19 protein-coding genes, 1 pseudogene and 1 riboswitch are annotated in these 15,954 nt (G+C 62.7%); of the genes and pseudogenes, 8 read left to right on the top strand and 12 right to left on the bottom strand.

Annotated elements, in window-relative coordinates; genetic code table 11:
- Nucleotides 1–159 precede the first annotated feature (159 nt).
- Both R2823_04855 and R2823_04850 read left to right on the top strand, forming a co-directional pair.
- Entirely contained in the window at nucleotides 160–387 is a 228-nt protein-coding gene (locus R2823_04855; protein MEZ5175517.1) for a hypothetical protein, read from the top strand.
- Between the two features lie 163 nt (nucleotides 388–550).
- Entirely contained in the window at nucleotides 551–1,180 is a 630-nt protein-coding gene (locus R2823_04850; GenBank protein MEZ5175516.1) for a hypothetical protein, read from the top strand.
- Nucleotides 1,181–1,184: 4 nt separating this feature from the next.
- Here the strand turns inward: R2823_04850 and R2823_04845 are convergent, their stop codons facing one another.
- The 3 genes and pseudogenes from R2823_04845 to R2823_04835 all read right to left on the bottom strand — a co-directional run bounded on the left by R2823_04845 (nucleotide 1,185) and on the right by R2823_04835 (nucleotide 3,979).
- On the bottom strand, nucleotides 1,185–1,928 hold the full coding sequence (locus R2823_04845; GenBank protein MEZ5175515.1) for an ABC transporter permease: 744 nt from the start codon (nucleotides 1,926–1,928) through the stop codon (nucleotides 1,185–1,187).
- Nucleotides 1,925–2,848 (bottom strand): annotated as a pseudogene (locus R2823_04840) (ABC transporter ATP-binding protein). The gene R2823_04845 and the pseudogene R2823_04840 overlap by 4 nt, the downstream one beginning before the upstream one ends.
- Before the next feature lie 87 nt (nucleotides 2,849–2,935).
- Nucleotides 2,936–3,979: an NAD(P)-dependent alcohol dehydrogenase gene (locus tag R2823_04835; GenBank protein MEZ5175514.1), complete on the bottom strand. Its 1,044-nt coding sequence runs from the start codon at nucleotides 3,977–3,979 to the stop codon at nucleotides 2,936–2,938.
- 89 nt (nucleotides 3,980–4,068) lie between these two features.
- Here R2823_04835 and R2823_04830 point away from each other — a divergent pair, with 89 nt between their 5' ends.
- A complete protein-coding gene (locus tag R2823_04830; protein MEZ5175513.1) occupies nucleotides 4,069–4,779 on the top strand; it encodes a TetR/AcrR family transcriptional regulator in 711 nt (236 codons plus the stop codon).
- Between the two features lie 175 nt (nucleotides 4,780–4,954).
- On the opposite strand, the gene R2823_04825 is transcribed toward R2823_04830, so the two are convergent.
- The 5 genes from R2823_04825 to R2823_04805 all read right to left on the bottom strand — a co-directional run bounded on the left by R2823_04825 (nucleotide 4,955) and on the right by R2823_04805 (nucleotide 9,219).
- On the bottom strand, nucleotides 4,955–5,404 hold the full coding sequence (locus R2823_04825) for a helix-turn-helix transcriptional regulator (protein ID MEZ5175512.1): 450 nt from the start codon (nucleotides 5,402–5,404) through the stop codon (nucleotides 4,955–4,957).
- Nucleotides 5,404–6,093 (bottom strand): hypothetical protein, encoded by a 690-nt coding sequence (locus tag R2823_04820; GenBank protein MEZ5175511.1) that lies wholly within the window; start codon nucleotides 6,091–6,093, stop codon nucleotides 5,404–5,406. The genes R2823_04825 and R2823_04820 overlap by 1 nt, the downstream gene beginning before the upstream one ends.
- A gap of 124 nt (nucleotides 6,094–6,217) precedes the next feature.
- Nucleotides 6,218–6,331, bottom strand: a riboswitch (TPP riboswitch).
- Between the two features lie 103 nt (nucleotides 6,332–6,434).
- Nucleotides 6,435–6,698 (bottom strand): 2TM domain-containing protein, encoded by a 264-nt coding sequence (locus R2823_04815; GenBank protein ID MEZ5175510.1) that lies wholly within the window; start codon nucleotides 6,696–6,698, stop codon nucleotides 6,435–6,437.
- 357 nt (nucleotides 6,699–7,055) lie between these two features.
- Nucleotides 7,056–7,832: an alpha/beta fold hydrolase gene (locus R2823_04810; GenBank protein ID MEZ5175509.1), complete on the bottom strand. Its 777-nt coding sequence runs from the start codon at nucleotides 7,830–7,832 to the stop codon at nucleotides 7,056–7,058.
- Between the two features lie 4 nt (nucleotides 7,833–7,836).
- Complete coding sequence (locus tag R2823_04805; protein MEZ5175508.1) at nucleotides 7,837–9,219, bottom strand: glycosyltransferase family 39 protein; 1,383 nt, start codon at nucleotides 9,217–9,219, stop codon at nucleotides 7,837–7,839.
- 238 nt (nucleotides 9,220–9,457) lie between these two features.
- On the opposite strand from R2823_04805, the gene R2823_04800 reads away from it, so the two are divergent.
- The 5 genes from R2823_04800 to R2823_04780 all read left to right on the top strand — a co-directional run bounded on the left by R2823_04800 (nucleotide 9,458) and on the right by R2823_04780 (nucleotide 12,203).
- Nucleotides 9,458–10,087, top strand: a complete 630-nt coding sequence (locus R2823_04800; GenBank protein MEZ5175507.1) for a hypothetical protein — start codon at nucleotides 9,458–9,460, stop codon at nucleotides 10,085–10,087.
- A 214-nt stretch (nucleotides 10,088–10,301) separates the two neighbouring features.
- Nucleotides 10,302–10,697: a VOC family protein gene (locus tag R2823_04795; protein MEZ5175506.1), complete on the top strand. Its 396-nt coding sequence runs from the start codon at nucleotides 10,302–10,304 to the stop codon at nucleotides 10,695–10,697.
- 50 nt (nucleotides 10,698–10,747) lie between these two features.
- Complete coding sequence (locus tag R2823_04790) at nucleotides 10,748–11,221, top strand: VOC family protein (protein ID MEZ5175505.1); 474 nt, start codon at nucleotides 10,748–10,750, stop codon at nucleotides 11,219–11,221.
- Nucleotides 11,222–11,380: 159 nt separating this feature from the next.
- Complete coding sequence (locus tag R2823_04785) at nucleotides 11,381–11,698, top strand: helix-turn-helix transcriptional regulator (GenBank protein ID MEZ5175504.1); 318 nt, start codon at nucleotides 11,381–11,383, stop codon at nucleotides 11,696–11,698.
- Entirely contained in the window at nucleotides 11,691–12,203 is a 513-nt protein-coding gene (locus R2823_04780) for a hypothetical protein (GenBank protein ID MEZ5175503.1), read from the top strand. The genes R2823_04785 and R2823_04780 overlap by 8 nt, the downstream gene beginning before the upstream one ends.
- 101 nt (nucleotides 12,204–12,304) lie before the next feature.
- On the opposite strand, the gene R2823_04775 is transcribed toward R2823_04780, so the two are convergent.
- From R2823_04775 to R2823_04760, 4 genes are all read right to left on the bottom strand, one after another.
- The gene (locus tag R2823_04775) at nucleotides 12,305–13,225 is read right to left on the bottom strand and encodes a pseudouridine-5'-phosphate glycosidase (GenBank protein ID MEZ5175502.1); all 921 of its coding nucleotides are present in this window, start codon (nucleotides 13,223–13,225) and stop codon (nucleotides 12,305–12,307) included.
- On the bottom strand, nucleotides 13,222–14,319 hold the full coding sequence (locus tag R2823_04770) for a PfkB family carbohydrate kinase (GenBank protein ID MEZ5175501.1): 1,098 nt from the start codon (nucleotides 14,317–14,319) through the stop codon (nucleotides 13,222–13,224). The genes R2823_04775 and R2823_04770 overlap by 4 nt, the downstream gene beginning before the upstream one ends.
- A gap of 328 nt (nucleotides 14,320–14,647) precedes the next feature.
- On the bottom strand, nucleotides 14,648–15,388 hold the full coding sequence (locus R2823_04765; protein MEZ5175500.1) for an AAA domain-containing protein: 741 nt from the start codon (nucleotides 15,386–15,388) through the stop codon (nucleotides 14,648–14,650).
- A 30-nt stretch (nucleotides 15,389–15,418) separates the two neighbouring features.
- Entirely contained in the window at nucleotides 15,419–15,901 is a 483-nt protein-coding gene (locus R2823_04760) for a hypothetical protein (protein ID MEZ5175499.1), read from the bottom strand.
- Nucleotides 15,902–15,954: the final 53 nt, after the last annotated feature.

Below are 15,954 nucleotides of genomic sequence, written 5' to 3'. Positions count from 1 at the left end.
CACGACCGAAAGGATGCCCCCGTGAGAGTATTCGTTGCTGAGCAGACCTCGGAACTTGAAAGCGACTTCTCCTTCACCATCCCCGGTGAGCTGGTTCATTTACCACCGCTGACGTGTGACTGTCCCGACTGTGGATGCGACCGTTCCGTTGGTGGGTTCGTGAGTCATAAGGCCACGACAACTTTCGTCGTCCGAGACCTCGACATGTCGCCGTCGGAGTACATCGAGCTGTTCCTGGATACCTTGACGCAGGGCGGCTGGATCCGGGGACCGGCTGATGTGGACTGGGCGATCGATTTCGCCAAACAGCACATGCAGATGGCAAGCGAGCTTCCTGTTGAAACGCCGCTTCGGATATGTGACAGCGAGCCAACGGTGACATCGTAGGTTCGGCGATCGGTCGGATGCCGAATGGGCATGCCGGTCCGCACACGAGATGTCGACGAGCGAGCCCGCCCGAAAGGCAACCGATGCAGGTCGCTCACCTCACGCCGCGCAGCGAGCGAGCCGAGCGTCATCACGGTCGGTCTCGGCAACTATGTTTGGTGGCATGGCAACGATCACACGACTCACGGATTCCTGTGTCAGCATCGTCACTGATATCACTGCGACCCTGTTCGATCCGGGCTTCCACAGTTTCCTATCCGGCGAGGTCGATCTCGATTCGTTGGGTGACATCACCACCGTCGCGATCACCCACGAACACGGGGATCATGTCCATCCCGATTTCGTGAAGTGGCTGATCGGCCGTGGCGACGATGTAGCGGTGCATTCGAACCAGGCAGTTGCGGACCTGCTGGCCGCGCACGACATCGATGTGTCGACGGAAGTCCCGGCGGGATTCAGCGTCGAGGATGTCCTCCACGGCAAGATCCCGAACGGGTCACAACCTCCCAATCGGGCCTTCACAGTTGACGATGTGTTCACCCACCCAGGGGACAGTCGTGACCCAACGAGCACTGCACCCGTCCTCGCTCTCCCGATCCTTGTCCCGTGGGATTCGGCCACGGGTGCCGTCGAGTTCGCCAAGCGGCTTCGACCGGCCCAGGTCGTGCCCATCCACGACTTCTATCTGAGCGCACGCGGACGGGCTTGGATCCGTCAGTTGGTGAGTGGGGCGCTCGCCGACGCCGACATCGAGGTCCTCGATCTCGACTGGGGTGACACCGCCACCGTGTAGGTGATCAGTCCCAGCGGAAGATCCATATGGCCACTGAACCGAGCACCACCACATACACCACCATCATTACGACGCTCGACGCTGCGGGCACAGTCCCCGCCCAACTCGCCGAAAGGGCCTGCACGGCTGCCCCGCTCGGGGTATAGCTGCTCACGGTCCGAATCCCTTCTGGCATCACCTCGAGCGGGATGTAGACCCCTGCGAAGAAGAGCAATGGGAAGTAGAACAGCATCCCGAGCGCCTGACCCGAGCTCGCCGTTGACACCGCGGCCCCGATCAACGATCCGACCGTCAGCAGGCAGACCGCCCCCAACGCGTAGGAGACGGCGAACCACCAGGGAAGTTCGGGAAACGGGATGTCGAAGACCAGCATCCCGAGCAAGACGGCCGCAACCGCAGCGATGGTCACCACGACAAACTGCACAATCAGGTGAGCAGCCACAAGCGTCCTGGGGTGAACGGGAGTTGTCGATAGTCGTCGCAGGATGCCCCGCTCCCGATCGCCACCGAGCGTCGCGGGAAGGAGGGAGAGCGCAACCGTAGCCAGTCCAAGGGCGATGCTCACGGGGGCATAGACCTCGACGAGACTGCGACCTCCCAACCCCGGGTCCGGATCCGTGGCACCCGGATAGACCGTTCCGATGATGACGAGGAGCAGCGCCGGGAACACCAGACCGAAGAAGACGGACAGCGGCTCCCGCAAGAAGACCTTCGACTGGGACTTGGTGAGCGCGGTGAGTGCCTTCATGACAGCTCCTCAGCCGTGTCGAGGCGGCGCCCGGTGATGGCGACGAACGCGTCGTCGAGGGTGGGCTGGTCGACTTGGAGCCGGTCGGGGACGATCTCACGACCGGCAAGGAGGGACACAACGGCAAACAGCATCTTGTCGTTGCCGGTTACCACGATCTCGCTTCCGGCCCGGGTCACCCCGGTGACCTCCGGGAGGGCTTCGAGCCACGCGTCCTCGACGATCTCTGCGGTGACGAACCGAAGTCGCTGCTCCAGACCTACACGCTCGACAAGCCCGCGGGGGGTGTCGAGCGCCACGAGTCGCCCCTCGTCGATCAGCGCAAGGCGGTCCGCAAGCCGCTCTGCCTCCTCCATGAAATGGGTGACAAGGACGATCGTCACACCGCCATCGCGAAGCTCTTCGACCAAGCCCCATGTTTCTCGTCGGGCTTGCGGATCCAGACCGGTCGTCAACTCGTCGAGGATGACGACGCGAGGTCGACCAACGAGGGCAACCGCGATCGAGACGCGCTGCTGTTGGCCCCCGGACAGTCTCGCGTACCTCGTATCGGCCTTGTCGTCGAGTCGGAGACGGTCAAGGAGCTGACTGACACCGAGGGGTTCGGGCTAGAACGAGGCGAATGTCTCGATGACCTCCCGCACCTTGATGCGGTCCTGGAAACGGCTCTCTTGGAGTTGCACGCCGAGTCGGCTCCGGACCTGGACCCGATCGGCAAGCGGATCGAAGCCGAACACCTCGATGTGCCCGGAATCGGGCGTGCGCAGCCCCGCTATCGATTCCACCGTCGTCGTCTTGCCCGCCCCGTTTGGCCCGAGGATGGCGAAGATCTCGCCCTCCTCCACCGTGAATGACACATCGTCGACAACGACCCTGTCGTCGTAGCTCTTGGTCAACTCGTCGACGACGATCACCGCCATGTTGCTGCCTCCGCGGTGTCCAACCGTAGCCACACCGTATCGGATCCCCGCCCCGAGACGGACCACGGACCGATTCCCATCAGGTGTTCACGATTCATGGTCCGCTTTCACGATGATGACGGACTTGCCGCTGGTCGTGCCAGCTTCGAGTCTGCGAAGCGCCTCTGCGGCATCGGCGAGCTCGAACCGCTCCCCAACGGCTGCCACCATCTCACCGGTTCTGAGGTACTCCGCGACCCGCGCGATGTGTTCGTGCCCTTCCTTGGCGATGAACGAGGTGAGTCGCTGGGGAACCATCGGCGACAGGATGAACGCTCGGAGCGATCGACCAACGCCGCCCGTCCAGCGCCCACCGCCTTCGGCACCGACGATGACCAGTGTCCCATGCCGGGTGAGCGCCCGACGCAGCTTTCTCACCGGGTTTCCGCCGCCGGCGTCGACGATGAGGTCGTACCGGCTGGCGCCGTCCAAGTAGTCAGTCTTGGTGTAGTCGATGACATAGTCGGCGCCGAGGTCCTGCACGAATCCGGCCTTGGCGCCTCGTGCGACGCCCGTGACGGTTCCACCAAGGGCCTTGGCAAGCTGAACGGCGTAGCTCCCGACGCCACCCGAGGCGCCGATCACCAGCACGGTCTGACCGGGTTCGAGCCTTCCGACATCAGTCACCGCTTGGACTGCTGTGGTGCCTGAGATCGCAGCAACGGCCGCTTCCGCGTGGGTGATCCCTGTTGGCTTGGCAACCAGTTTCGATTCGTCTGCGACCGCGTACTCGGCAAATGAGCCCCGGCCGATGCCGAAGACCTCGTCCCCGACCTCGAACCGTTCAACCTCGGCGCCGACGGCGACGACGCGCCCTGACAGATCGAACCCGAGAACGGCCGTCTTTGGTCGTCTGAGGCCATAGCCCATGATGCGAACCAGGTACGGCAGTCCGGTCATGATGTGCCACACGCCTCGATCGACCCCTGCGGCCCAGACCTCGACCAGCACTTCGGTTGGCCCGATCTCGGGACTATCGACCTCCACGAGTTCGAGCGTGTCGGCGGACCCGTACGCCCGCTGGACGACGGCCTTCATTCGGGGGGCTGATGTAGCGCCTGCTGCGTCGCTGGTCGTATGTTGCCGTCCCATGCTTCCTCCAAGACTTGATTACCGTACTTAGTACGGCTAGACTATGATGCTACTCGTACTTAGTACGATCGTCAATGTGCAATCCGGAGATGCGGTACATGGCCACGAGCAAGGAGCGTCTCACCCAAACCCTCATTCTCGAAGCGGCGGTTGGTCTCGCCGACGAGCACGGGCTTGAGGCGTTCACGATGCGGAAGCTTGCCGATGTGCTCGGGACCGCACCGATGACGCTCTACCACCACATTCCTTCGAAGGAGGCGATCATCGACGGGATCGTCGAGCTGGTCTTTGCCGAGATCGAGCTGCCGCCTGAGGACCTGGACTGGAAGACGGCCATCCGCAGGCGGTGCGTGTCGGCACGCGCGGTCCTCAACCGCCACCCATGGGCCGCCCCGTTGATGGAGTCCGGGCCCTCCCCCGGTCCGGCGAACCTTCGGCATCACGACGCCGTCATCGGGTGTCTGCGACGAGGTGGCCTATCGATCGCGTTGACCGCGCACGCATACGCAGTTCTCGACAGCTTCATCTACGGCTTCGCATTCGAGGAGGCAACGCTCCCCGGCGCTGGCGCCGGTGAAGACTTGCCAAAGGCCGCTGCGGAGATCGCAGCCTCGATGCCGTTCGACGAGTATCCCCACTTGGCAGAGCTGGCTATCGAGCATGTCCTCCAACCGGGCTACGACTTCGGTGACTCCTTCGAGTTCGGGCTCGATCTCATCATCGAAGGTATCGACCAAGCCTCAAGACACCAACGCGCCCGTACGGACGACGACTCCGAGCTGGCCGTGTGGTTGCTCTGACGGATGCGATCCCTCGATCTCGACCCGGCGGGATAGGGGCATCTCGCCGGCGTTCGCGATGATCGGCTCGATCTCACGCCTGCCGAGGGTTGGTGTTCGACCGGAGCCACCCACAGAAGGGAATCGGAGGGCGCTGCGGGGACCCGGGGCTCGGCGACTTCGTCAGGGAGCACCATCAGCCGTCGCCACCGTCACCGTATTCGCCGCAACGCTCGATTCGCACCAACATGGAGGCCGATGGGATGACCGTGCCTCTCAGATATGTGCTCAACCGGGAGGCACTCGTTCCGACAAGCCGAGCGAATTCGGCGTTGGTGATTCCCGAGTCGTCAGCGGCTCTTCGAATCCGGGCGGCCACCTCGACTCGATCAGCGGCCTCGGCATCGCTGCGGGCATGCTCGATCGCGAGGGCAAATAGGGTGCTCACACCATCGGGTTCGCGGTATGAGAGATAGTGTTCGACGCGCCGGGCCACCTTCCCCCACGGCGAACGGCGCATCTCGCGAAACAGCGGCTTCCAGTCGGCAACAAGCCCGCGATCAACCAGGGTGACCAGTGCCTCATACGGCAGTGTTCGGACATCGTCGGTTGGTGATGCGTCGACATTGCGGAAGGTGATCGGCATTAAAGAGCACCACCGAGTCGAAGCGCCAGGGCTTGGCACAGCTCGACCACATCTTCCCAGCGGTGGTATCGCTCCTTGAGTCCCTTGTAGCGGGGAAGCTCGCCGATCACCTCGCTGTCCCGAGGTGCGGGATCAGCAAGGGCGATCACGAGCGAGGTCAGGACTGAGCCGTGCTCGTTTGATCGATCCGTGTAGTAGTCGTCGATCCGGGAGAGGATCTCGACGGCGTTGCCGAATCCGAGGTGTTCAGTGAGTGCCACCACATCCAGATAGTCACGAACCACATTGCGTTGCACGACCAGAAACGCCTTCACACGGAGTGTCTCTGGTGCCGTTGGAGCCACCACAACCGCCCCCTCATCCAGGTCAATCTCACAGGTCTCGAGCGGTCGGGTGCGGCGCATCTGGCGAAGGCCTGCCTCAACACCCCACAAGCTGCCCATGATCGTGAACGGCGGTTTCGAAGCCCGCACTGAGGTTGCCCACCCGTCTGTCGCCTCGACTGCCTCCAGTACGGCTTCGTACCGCTCCACCAAATCGGCAAGGACATGGTCGTGATCAAACGAGTCTCGGTGACCGGCATGCAGCGCCGCAGCTGCTCCACCCACCAACACGGCGTCAGGCACGACCTCCTGCAGCAGTGCAGCCGACGCCAAGACCGTTCTCAGTGTTGCACTCATATGGACCATATACTTATCATATGTGATAACTACTCCGATCGCAAGCCGTACACCAAGCGGGCTCTCGAGCAAGGCGCGACCACGGACGGGAGAGAAAGTAGGGAAGCGGCCGCGGTGGCGGCGGATTCATCAAGAAAGCCCGAGGAACTCGATCCCTGCGCCGGCATGATCCGGTTCAGGTTCGATGGATATCCTCGCTGGTTTACGAGGTCTCAGCCGGGACAACCCGACTCTCCAGAGCCCCTCGGGCTTTCACCATCACCGTAGCACACCGCTGCCCCCCGAGGAGGCAGAGATTTCGCGAGGTCTGCTGATCGGAGGAGTCTGTCATCGCAAACGGTTTCGGTACCTCACCCGCTGCGACGCCTTCGCAGCTCCTTCTGAATCCTCTCCTCGGTGATGTCGGAGGGACCGAACCACACAGTCAATCCGTGGGCAACGAGACCGATGCCCCAACCGAGCATGACCCACGCCGGCCAGAAATAGCTGCGGTCGGTGATCGCCCAAATCGCGACGAGGAAGGCGTTGACGGCGACGTAGACCACGAGGTGGGTCCAGAAGGCTCGCTTCTCCTTGATCCGTTTGATTGCCCACTGTCGCTGTTCGTCGGTCATCGGCCCTCTCCCATCGTCTCCCTACCCCAAAGGGTAGTCGCCCGATTGTGCGATCCACTGGCAGAATCTGGAGTCCCCGCGGTCAGTCGCCCCGGTCCGAATCCGGCGACGAACGAGCACCGGAATGGTTCGCCGTGTCGCTTGCCATCTGTCGAGCATCTCAGTGCGATCGGACTCGTCAGCGCGGCGCTATCGCTCGTGCCTGTCCGGTTTCGTTGGCGATGTTGAAGTCGAGCCAGGGGCATGGCTGGCCAGGACGCAAGACGAAGGCGCATCAGGGGATGCGTCGAAGACGAGGACGCCGCCAGCGATGTCATCTGGCCGCCGTCAACGCGGCAAACATTGCCGGTCGGGGCACTAGAAGGCCGAGAGGACTGCAGCGATGACCTGCGGGCCGTAGGACAGTTCGGGATCGTTGTGATCGGAGCCCTCGACGACCACGAGTTGATGCTGATTCAACGCCGCTTCGGAGAGGCGACGGCTCTGCTCAGGCGGGATGACTGAGTCGTCCGTTCCCAGGATGACGGTGACCGGAGTATCGATGTCGCCCATGCGGTCCATCGACGGGTAGTGGTCGCGCAGGAGCCAGCGTGCCGGGATGTACGGATAGTGGGCAGAGGCGACATCTCCCAGGGAGGTGAACGGCGAGCGCAGCACGAGGGCTGCTGGCGGGAGGTCGGTCGCGAGTTCCACGGCGACCGCCGCGCCCAGCGACTCACCGAAGTAGATCACGGGGTTGTTCGGAGCCGCCGACGCCACCCAATGCGCCGCGGCGCGGGCGTCGCGAGCCAGGCCGTCTTCATTGGGAGAGCCGGGGTTTCCGCCGTATCCCCGGTAGTCCACCAAGAGCACACCCCTCCCCTTCTCAACCAAGGCGGAGCCAAGCGAGATGCGGTCGCGACGGTTCCCCGCGTTCCCCGGAAGGACCAACACGATCGGCGCATCCTCCGGCGGCGGGGCGAACCAGGCCGAGAGGATGAGGCCGTCGTCGGTCTCGAAGGTGATCTCTTCCCAACCCTCGGCGTTGAGACGCGGTTGCGTTCGGTCCGGGAAGTAGATGAGCCGCCGCTGCCCGAGCCAGAGCACCGTGAGCAACACAATGAAGGTACCGACAATCAAGAGGATGTATCTCATGGGGTCAGTTGTAGTGCCTCACCTGGTCCCAGATGTCGGAAAGCTGCTTCTGCGGTTCGGTGCAGAGATAGATGGGAAGTCCGGCCTCTTCGTTGTTGACACCATACGGGTTGGAAATCGCGCCGACCTGACGGAATCCGGGACAGACGAGCGCCAATGCCTCCTCGACCCTCCCCACCCCGACGATGGGCCCGTGGTGTGCTGGCGGCCCCCATAGCCAATAGTTGTTGTGACCGCTACTGGCCGCCGGGAGGCCAGCCGGTTGACCCAACACATCGATCGCGCCAGCTTCCCCATACGAAGCGGTGAATATGGCAACGCGGTCCCGATCGGCTTCAGGGATCGTCTCGTAGACGGCAGCGACCTGCTCGACCAGAGCGGGCCAGCCTACGGTCTCGGCAACCTCGCCTGTTGCATCGAGCGTCGATGTATAACGAACCGGAGTCACAGGGAGAGCAATGAGGACTCCGATCACGATGCCGGCACCCGCCAGCGCTGCCACGAGGCGCCTCCGTGCGCTCGACAGCCCTTCGAACCACACTGCACCGGCAGCGAGGAGAGCCGGGTACATCGGGGCGATGTAGTAGGCCTTGGCACCGGTCACAAGAAACACCGAGAACAAGAGCCCATAGCCGATGGCGATGGACCGCCAAGTCTTCAAGGTAGGTGACCTTGCGAGGCGCCACAGGCCGATTGCGGCCGGGATTGCGAGCGTGACCGACAGCAGAAGCGGTTGATAGAAGACGAATGCGAGCGGCCCGTCGCTGCGGCTGGAGATGGCCCGAGCCATTTCGAACTGGGGAAAGCCATGATCCCACTGCCACATCAGGTTGGGGAAGGCGATGACCCCTGCGACGAGAGCGCCGAGCCACGGCCAGCGGCCACTCAGGATCCGGCGTTGCGGCGTCAGGAGGATCGCCACAAGCATCGCGGCTGCCAGGAAAGCAATGGTGTGCTTGTTTTGGAGCCCCACACCGATCACGAGCCCCAGTGCAACCCACAGTTTCGGTGACCCTCCATCAAGGAGCACGATCAGGATGAGGAGAGCGGCGCTCCACAGGGCGAAGTCGAACACTGCGGTGCTCAGGAGATGGCCCTCGCCCAGGAGCACCCCCGCAAGACCGACGGTGGCCGCGGCAAATGTCTGCGCGACTCGACCCCCTCCAAGGCGGCTGGCCATGGCGGCGGCCATCAGCGAGACGGACGCAACCGCCAAGGCAGGAAGGACACGGAGCACCACCGGAGATGTGCCGCCGACAAGCTCCGAGATTCGGGCGACCAAGGGTGTGAAGGGTGGCTGATCGATGAAACCCCACGCGAGATTCCGACCAGCAACCACAAAGTAGAGCTCATCCCGATGAAAGCCATGCCTTCCCGACACTGCCATTAGGAGCACAGCGGAAACGAGCGCCCAAACCCAAGGTCCGGGCTGAAGACGGCCGGATCGAAACCGCGAGTGTCGTTCGTGCACATCGGCGTCAGGAAGATCGCTGTCAGGAAGGCCCATGGGTACCCGCTCGCATCATGAGCCCCAGTCTCGCCGTTTCCCCCGCCATTCCGCCATTCCCTCGCGGTCGGCTGTACCCGCAGCTGTCAGCGAACGCCTCGGCTCCTATCGTGACCGGATGAGGTCGTCAACTGAGACGCTGTGGTCGAGTCAGGATCGACACCACGGTGACCGGCGGCGTTTGTTCGCCGCGGTGGCGACACACATCGAAGCGTCACGAGTGCTCTATCCGGGGTCGTTCGTCGATGTTGCGGCCTCATTCGTCTTCCCCGCCGTCACCTACATCGATTCCGATCACAGGGCGGCGACCTTCTTCGACGATGTCGAAGGTGTTGGTGAGATCGTTTCGGCATGCCAAACCAGCGTCGGAAAGCGAACGCTCGAGTTCATTGCGGGGGATTACCGAGAGGACTTGGGTCTCGCCGACGAGTCCTACGACCTGCTGGTGTCGCTGTATGCGGGTTTCGTGTCGGAACACTGCACCCGCTACCTGCGAGTCGGTGGGCAGCTGCTGGTCAACCCGAGCCACGGTGATGCAGCAATGGCTTCGATCGACGATCGGTACCGGCTTGGTGCGGTGGTCAAGTCAGGCGGCACCCGTGGCTACCGCATCGACGATCAACAGCTGGACTCCTACTTCGTCCCGAAGAAGCCGCAACCCGTCACCGTTGAACGGCTCCACAAACTCGGCAGAGGGATCGGCTACACCAACTCACCGTTCGCCGACCTGTTCGAACGCGTCAAGTGACCGGCTGGTTCAAGCCGCGTCGCCCGGCTTGAGCCGTGAAAGCGATCTCCACCGACAGCCCGCTGCTACCGCCGAGCGAATCCTCAATCGCGGTACGGCTGCGACAGTCGCTGCCGTTGGCCTGCGCAAGCATCGGCTTCGCAATCCGAAGGGGACGGAGCCGCCACAAGAACGATGGAAACAATTCAATGAAACGATCTGCGATACTGGGACGATGGTCATGCGTTGGCAATCCATCTCCGTGGACTCGAACGAACCGGCAGCCATTGCTCGGTGGTGGGCCGAGTTGCTCGGATGGCGCATAACCCATGAAGACAACGAAGAGGTCGTGCTCGAACCACCGGCAGGTTCCCCCGAAAATGGTGTGTCGCCGGACATCTTGTTCCTTCGAGTTCCGGAGAGCAAGTCGACCAAGAATCGGCTTCATTTCGACCTACGACCCGACGACCAATCCGCCGAAGTCGCCCGCGCTGAATCACTCGGCGCCAGGCGAGTGTCCGTGGGACAGAGCGCGGATGTCTCGTGGGTCGTGATGGCCGATCCAGAGGGCAACGAGTTCTGCATTCTCCGATCCATGGCCGAAATCGAAGACCCGGACTCGACGACCTGAAGGCACCATCGCCTAGATTCGACATCAAACGACCGGCACAGGGAGAAGCCATGACAGCCTCGGGGATTCCGGATCGCCTCGGAACGGTGACACCCGCGATCACCGTCAGCCCATGTTCAGAGGCAATCGACTTTTACATCAACGCATTCGGAGCGACCGAGATTGAACCCCGCATGGAAGGACCCGACAGGATGGTTGCCCACGCAGAGATCCGGATCGGCAACTCCGTGGTGATGTTGGGTGACGAGTGGCCAGACGGTCCAACCACATCGCCCAAGAACCTGGGCGGGTCGTCAGCAGCCCTGTTCATCTACACCGACGATGTCGACGCACTCTCGGAGCGGGCAGTCGCAGCCGGGTGTGAGGTTGTCTACCCCTTGGAGATGCAGTTCTACGGCGACAAGGGAGGTCGGCTGGCCGATCCCTTCGGCCACACTTGGGGTCTCGCGCAGCACATCGAAGACCTGTCGCAATCGGAGATGGAGCAGCGCATGGCCGAGTTCTACGAGGCCGAGCCGGATTAGGCAACCATTGGCCCGCCCCCGGCAGGCATTCGTCTCGGGTTGAGCGGCTGGGCGCTGGTCGACGACGCCGAGGCTCGCTCGACTCCCACGACCATCGCGATGGAACCCTCGATAAATATCGTATCTGGTATGACAACGATATCGTTTATGATATGAGGCATGTCGTCTAGTGCAAGGATCATCGCCGAAGCTCGGAAACGGGCTGGATTGACCCAAGCAGAATTCGCCCGCCGTCTGGGAACTCACCAGCCTGTGGTTGCCCGATGGGAGAGGGGTCGCACCTCGCCTTCGCTGGAGACGGTCGAGCAGGCCGTGCGAGCAGCCGGTTTCGACCTGACGATCAGCATCACCCCACGAGACGATCACGACATCGCCCTCATCAGACGAGAGCTTGCCGTCACCCCCGAACAACGACTCGGGTCCATGGCACGAGCCGTCAATGCCCTAACGGCTATGCAGGACGCTGCACATGCGTGAGTTCGATCCTGTTGCCCTCCTCGAGGTGCTCATCGACCACGATGTGCAGTTCATTGTGATCGGTGGCATCGCCGCAAGGCTCCGAGGCGCACCGCTCCTCACACAGGACATCGACATCACCCCAGCCAACGACGCCCAAAACCTCACCCAGCTCGCAGATGCGCTCACGGCTCTTGAAGCCAAGCTACGCACCGCAGAAGCTCCCGAAGGGCTTGCCTTCCCGATAGAGCCGGGCTTCTTGCAATCCGTGGACTCCTGGACATTGACCACGATCCACGGCGACCTTGATCTCGTCTTCATGCCAGACGGCACAACCGGCTACAAAGACCTCGTACGATCCGCCGACTCCACCCAAATCCGCACATCGCCAGCACTTTTCGTCATGGTGGCATCCTTGGCTGATGTGATTCGCAGCAAACAAGCAGCCGGCAGGGACAAGGACCGCGCCTCCCTGCCCCTCCTACGCAAAACCCTCAGCGAAACAGACAGCCATCAGATCGATTGATTAGGTGTTCCAAGGTTCCCCTTCGTAGCGCGGGCGGGATTCGAACCCGCGGCCTTCGCGCCAGGACCGGCCGACCACCGCTTTGACAGTTCCGCTGGTGCCTACAAGGCGGCGTACTCGCAGGCCACCTGTGTGCCAAGTCTTGCGTTGCTATTCACCAGCGCGATATTGGCTGCGAGGCTAGCTCCCTTGGTGATTTCGACGATCCGCCCAAGCAGAAACGGTGTGGCTTCTTTGCCGTGGATGTCGTTCGCTTCCATATCGGTGAGGGCTTGTTCGATGATCACGCCGATCTCCTCGGCCGGTATCTCGTCCTCGGCCGGGATCGGGTTGACAATCGCGACTCCACCATCGAGGCCGAGCCGCCACTTGGCGGCCATCAAGGCGGCGAGATCGGCGGGCGTGTCGAGCGTCATCGGCGCTGCGTGGCCGCTGATGCGGGAGAAGAACGCAGGGAAGTCATCGGTTCCGTAGGCGACGACTGGTACCCCCAGTGTTTCCAGGGTCTCGAGGGTGAGACCGATATCGAGGATCGACTTCACCCCGGCGGAGACGACCGCCACATTCGTCTTCGACAGTTCGGTCAGGTCCGCACTGATGTCGTAGGTTCGCTCTGCTCCCCGGTGGACGCCGCCTATGCCCCCGGTCACAAACACGGAGATGCCCGCCAACGAAGCCAACCGCATCGTCGAGGCGACCGTGGTGGCTCCGTGGGTGCCCCGAGCCACGACATACGGCAAGTCGCGCGTGCTGATCTTCGCCACGTCGACGCTGGTCGCGAGCAACTGGAGGTCATCGTGGGCCAGCCCGATCCGTGGGCGTCCGTCGAGGACCGCGATTGTGGCCGGGATGGCTCCGCCTTCACGGATGATCCGTTCGACCTCCGTGGCCATTTCGACGTTCTGGGGGTACGGCATTCCGTGGCTGATGATGGTGCTCTCCAGCGCAACGACGGGGAACTGCTCATCCAATGCCGTGGCCACCTCGTCGGTGAGCACGAGGTCGGGGTGTGAGGTATTCACTCTTGTTCCTTCTGGTCGAGGGCAGCTTGAACCAGGCGCGGGGTCAGATCGGGTCTCACTGTGTGCGAACTGGCAATGGTCAGAGCGGCGGCAGCATGGCCGAATCGGGCGGCTTCCTCCGGCGAGCCGCCCTTGAGCAACACATGACAGAAAGCGCCCAGCATCGAGTCGCCGGCGCCTGTGACATCCTGCACGACGGTCGGAATGGCAGGGATTTCGATGGCGTGGTCGGTCGTGCTGAGCAGCGAGCCACGCTCGCCCAGTCTGATCCAGACCAATTCTATGCCGCGGGCATGCAGGGCACGCGCTGCCGCGCGCACCTGCCGGTCCGTGCGCGTCGGCGAATCGGTGAGCGCAGCAAGTTCGTCGCGATTGGGGGTGACGGCGTAGACCCGGGCGTCGATTGCTTCCTTGAGACCGACCGCCTTGGGCACACTGACCGGCTCGAAGACTGTGCGCACGCCCGGGGCCAGATCGAGTGCGTAGTCGAGGGTGTCGCGGCGCAGGTTCCCGTCGAGGACCAGCACCCCGGCAGTTGCGATCAGGTCGCGTGCGTTGTGGAGCTGCTCCGGTCCGAGCTCGGAGGTCGCCTCCATATCAGCAATCGCGACAATCAATTCACCGTCGACGTCCAACGCCGCGGTATACGTGCCAGTCGGCCGATCGGTCCGTACTACGTGCTCGATCCGTACACCCGCCGCCGCGGTGTGGTCGAGCAGATTATCGCCCATGGGGTCGCGCCCCACAATGCTGATCAGGTGCACGCGGTCGCCGAGCCGCGCGAGGTTCTCAGCGATGTTGCGTGCTACGCCTCCCGGCGCCATCGAGCCGTGGCCGGGGTTGCTGGTCTGGCCAGACGCCCGAGCCTTGCTGCGAGCCTTGAGGTCTAGGTTGGCCCCACCGATAACGACAGCGCCGGGCCGCTCGTCCAGGACATAGCTACGGCCAAGGATCACGCCCTTCTTGCCAAGATTGGAAATGTGCACATTGATTGAGGCCCGGCTAGTTCCCAGTGTCGCGGCCAAAGCGTCGGTTCCCATCAGCGGATCGCGTCGGAGCAAGTCGACGATCTGTTGTTCCCGTTCCGTTAGCACTAAACCAGTGTAAGGGACCTTTACTGCCATAAGTAATGGTGGGCTACCACCAGATGATCGTATGGAGCAGCTGTGGATCCTTGACCGCTGTTTGATTCAACATTACTGACTCCGCTCGGTGCGCGACCCGACCGGAGTGCGGTCGCCTCGTCATCAACGGAACCGGCTTCCCGAATACCGCGACACGATGCCTCACGAGTGGGACCGGAGGATTCGACACCACGCAAGCCGTCCGATGGGTCGGCACCGGCCGCTGGAACCCCAGAGTCACGGCTCCGTTCACCTGAACGGGTTGAATGTCGCCCTCGGCAACCGGCGCCGTCGACTGTCAGCCTCGGCTACGAGTCGTCGGCCCCTCGTTCTCGAGCCACCAGCGGACACGAGCAACCGAGCGCTTCATATCGTCGCGGATCTGATAAACCCAGAACCGTTGGATGTCCCAGCCGAGTTCGATCAACCGCTGGTTGCGCAGCTGATCGCGTCTGGCGAGCTCCCCGCTCCATGCGCGGTGGTAGTGCTCGCCGTCAACTTCGATGTCGAGACGTCGGACGCCATCGATGACAGCCAAGTCGAGGCGGTAGTTCTCAATTGGCACTTGTGGTGATGTGACAATTCCGGCCGCGTACAACTCCCGATAGAAGAGGCGTTCCCATGTCGAGACCTGGTCAGGATTCACAACGTCCGGGTAGGTAGGGCCATGATCGACTTTGACGAGTCCGTCAAGAAGCGCTGGCTCATCCTTCACATCCATTGCGTAGTCGCGGAACGCTGCGAGATATGTCACCCCCTTGATCGCCTCAGAGTTGGCGTCACCGACGACGACGAGTGCAGCACGTGCGCGTGTGACTGCGACGTTGAACAGGTTCGAGTTCGCGTTCAAGAATCGTACCGAGCCGTAGGCGATCCCATCTGTGACGACCGGAGAGAAGATCATGAGATCCCGTTCGTCGCCTTGGAAGCTGTGTGCGGTTCCGACCTGGAAGTCCGCTTCGATGAGGAACTTCTTGAGATCGTCGCGGCTGTAGGCAGCATCGCGGATGCGGTTGGCCTGTGGCCGGAACGGCGACACGGAGCCACCCGTCCGGCCCGTCCCCCGACGCTAACCGTCACTGGCAGCCGCCCGGAGCCGATCCGTGATGTCTTCGGCATCCTCATGGTCGAGCAGGGCGCCGCGCATCATCACGACTGAGCCGTTCACGTGGCTGCGATAGTTGGACTGGGCTCTGACCACTTCCACCGGGACAAGAACCGCCCGACGAACCGCGTAGTTGTAGTCACGGAACAGCACGAACGCAGCGAGATCGAAGTCCCACGATCGGAACGGAGAGGTCTGGAGTTGACCTGCCTTCGGTGGCTCAGAAGTCACCCGCGTTTTCACCTGGACCCGCCGACCGTCGGCCAGCACCAGGTCATGGGACTTCACCGAGAAGTTGTCGACCAAGGTGGCCTCAAGGGCACGAGAGCAGAGCCATTCGGCGTAGTCGCCTGCGGGAGCGTTGGCGGATCGCACCACGCCGCGCTCACGTAGCTCCGCAAGGATTTCCGCGTAGGCGGATAGCAACTCGCCGACGGTCCGCGCCATTTCCTACTCAGGCTCCTCGTCCGAGAGAGACGCCGCGATCTCAGCGAACTCAG

This window comes from Acidimicrobiia bacterium, from assembly GCA_041393965.1.
Classification (GTDB): Bacteria; Actinomycetota; Acidimicrobiia; order Spongiisociales; family UBA5794; genus UBA5794.
This window is presented reverse-complemented; position numbering and strand designations above follow the sequence as displayed.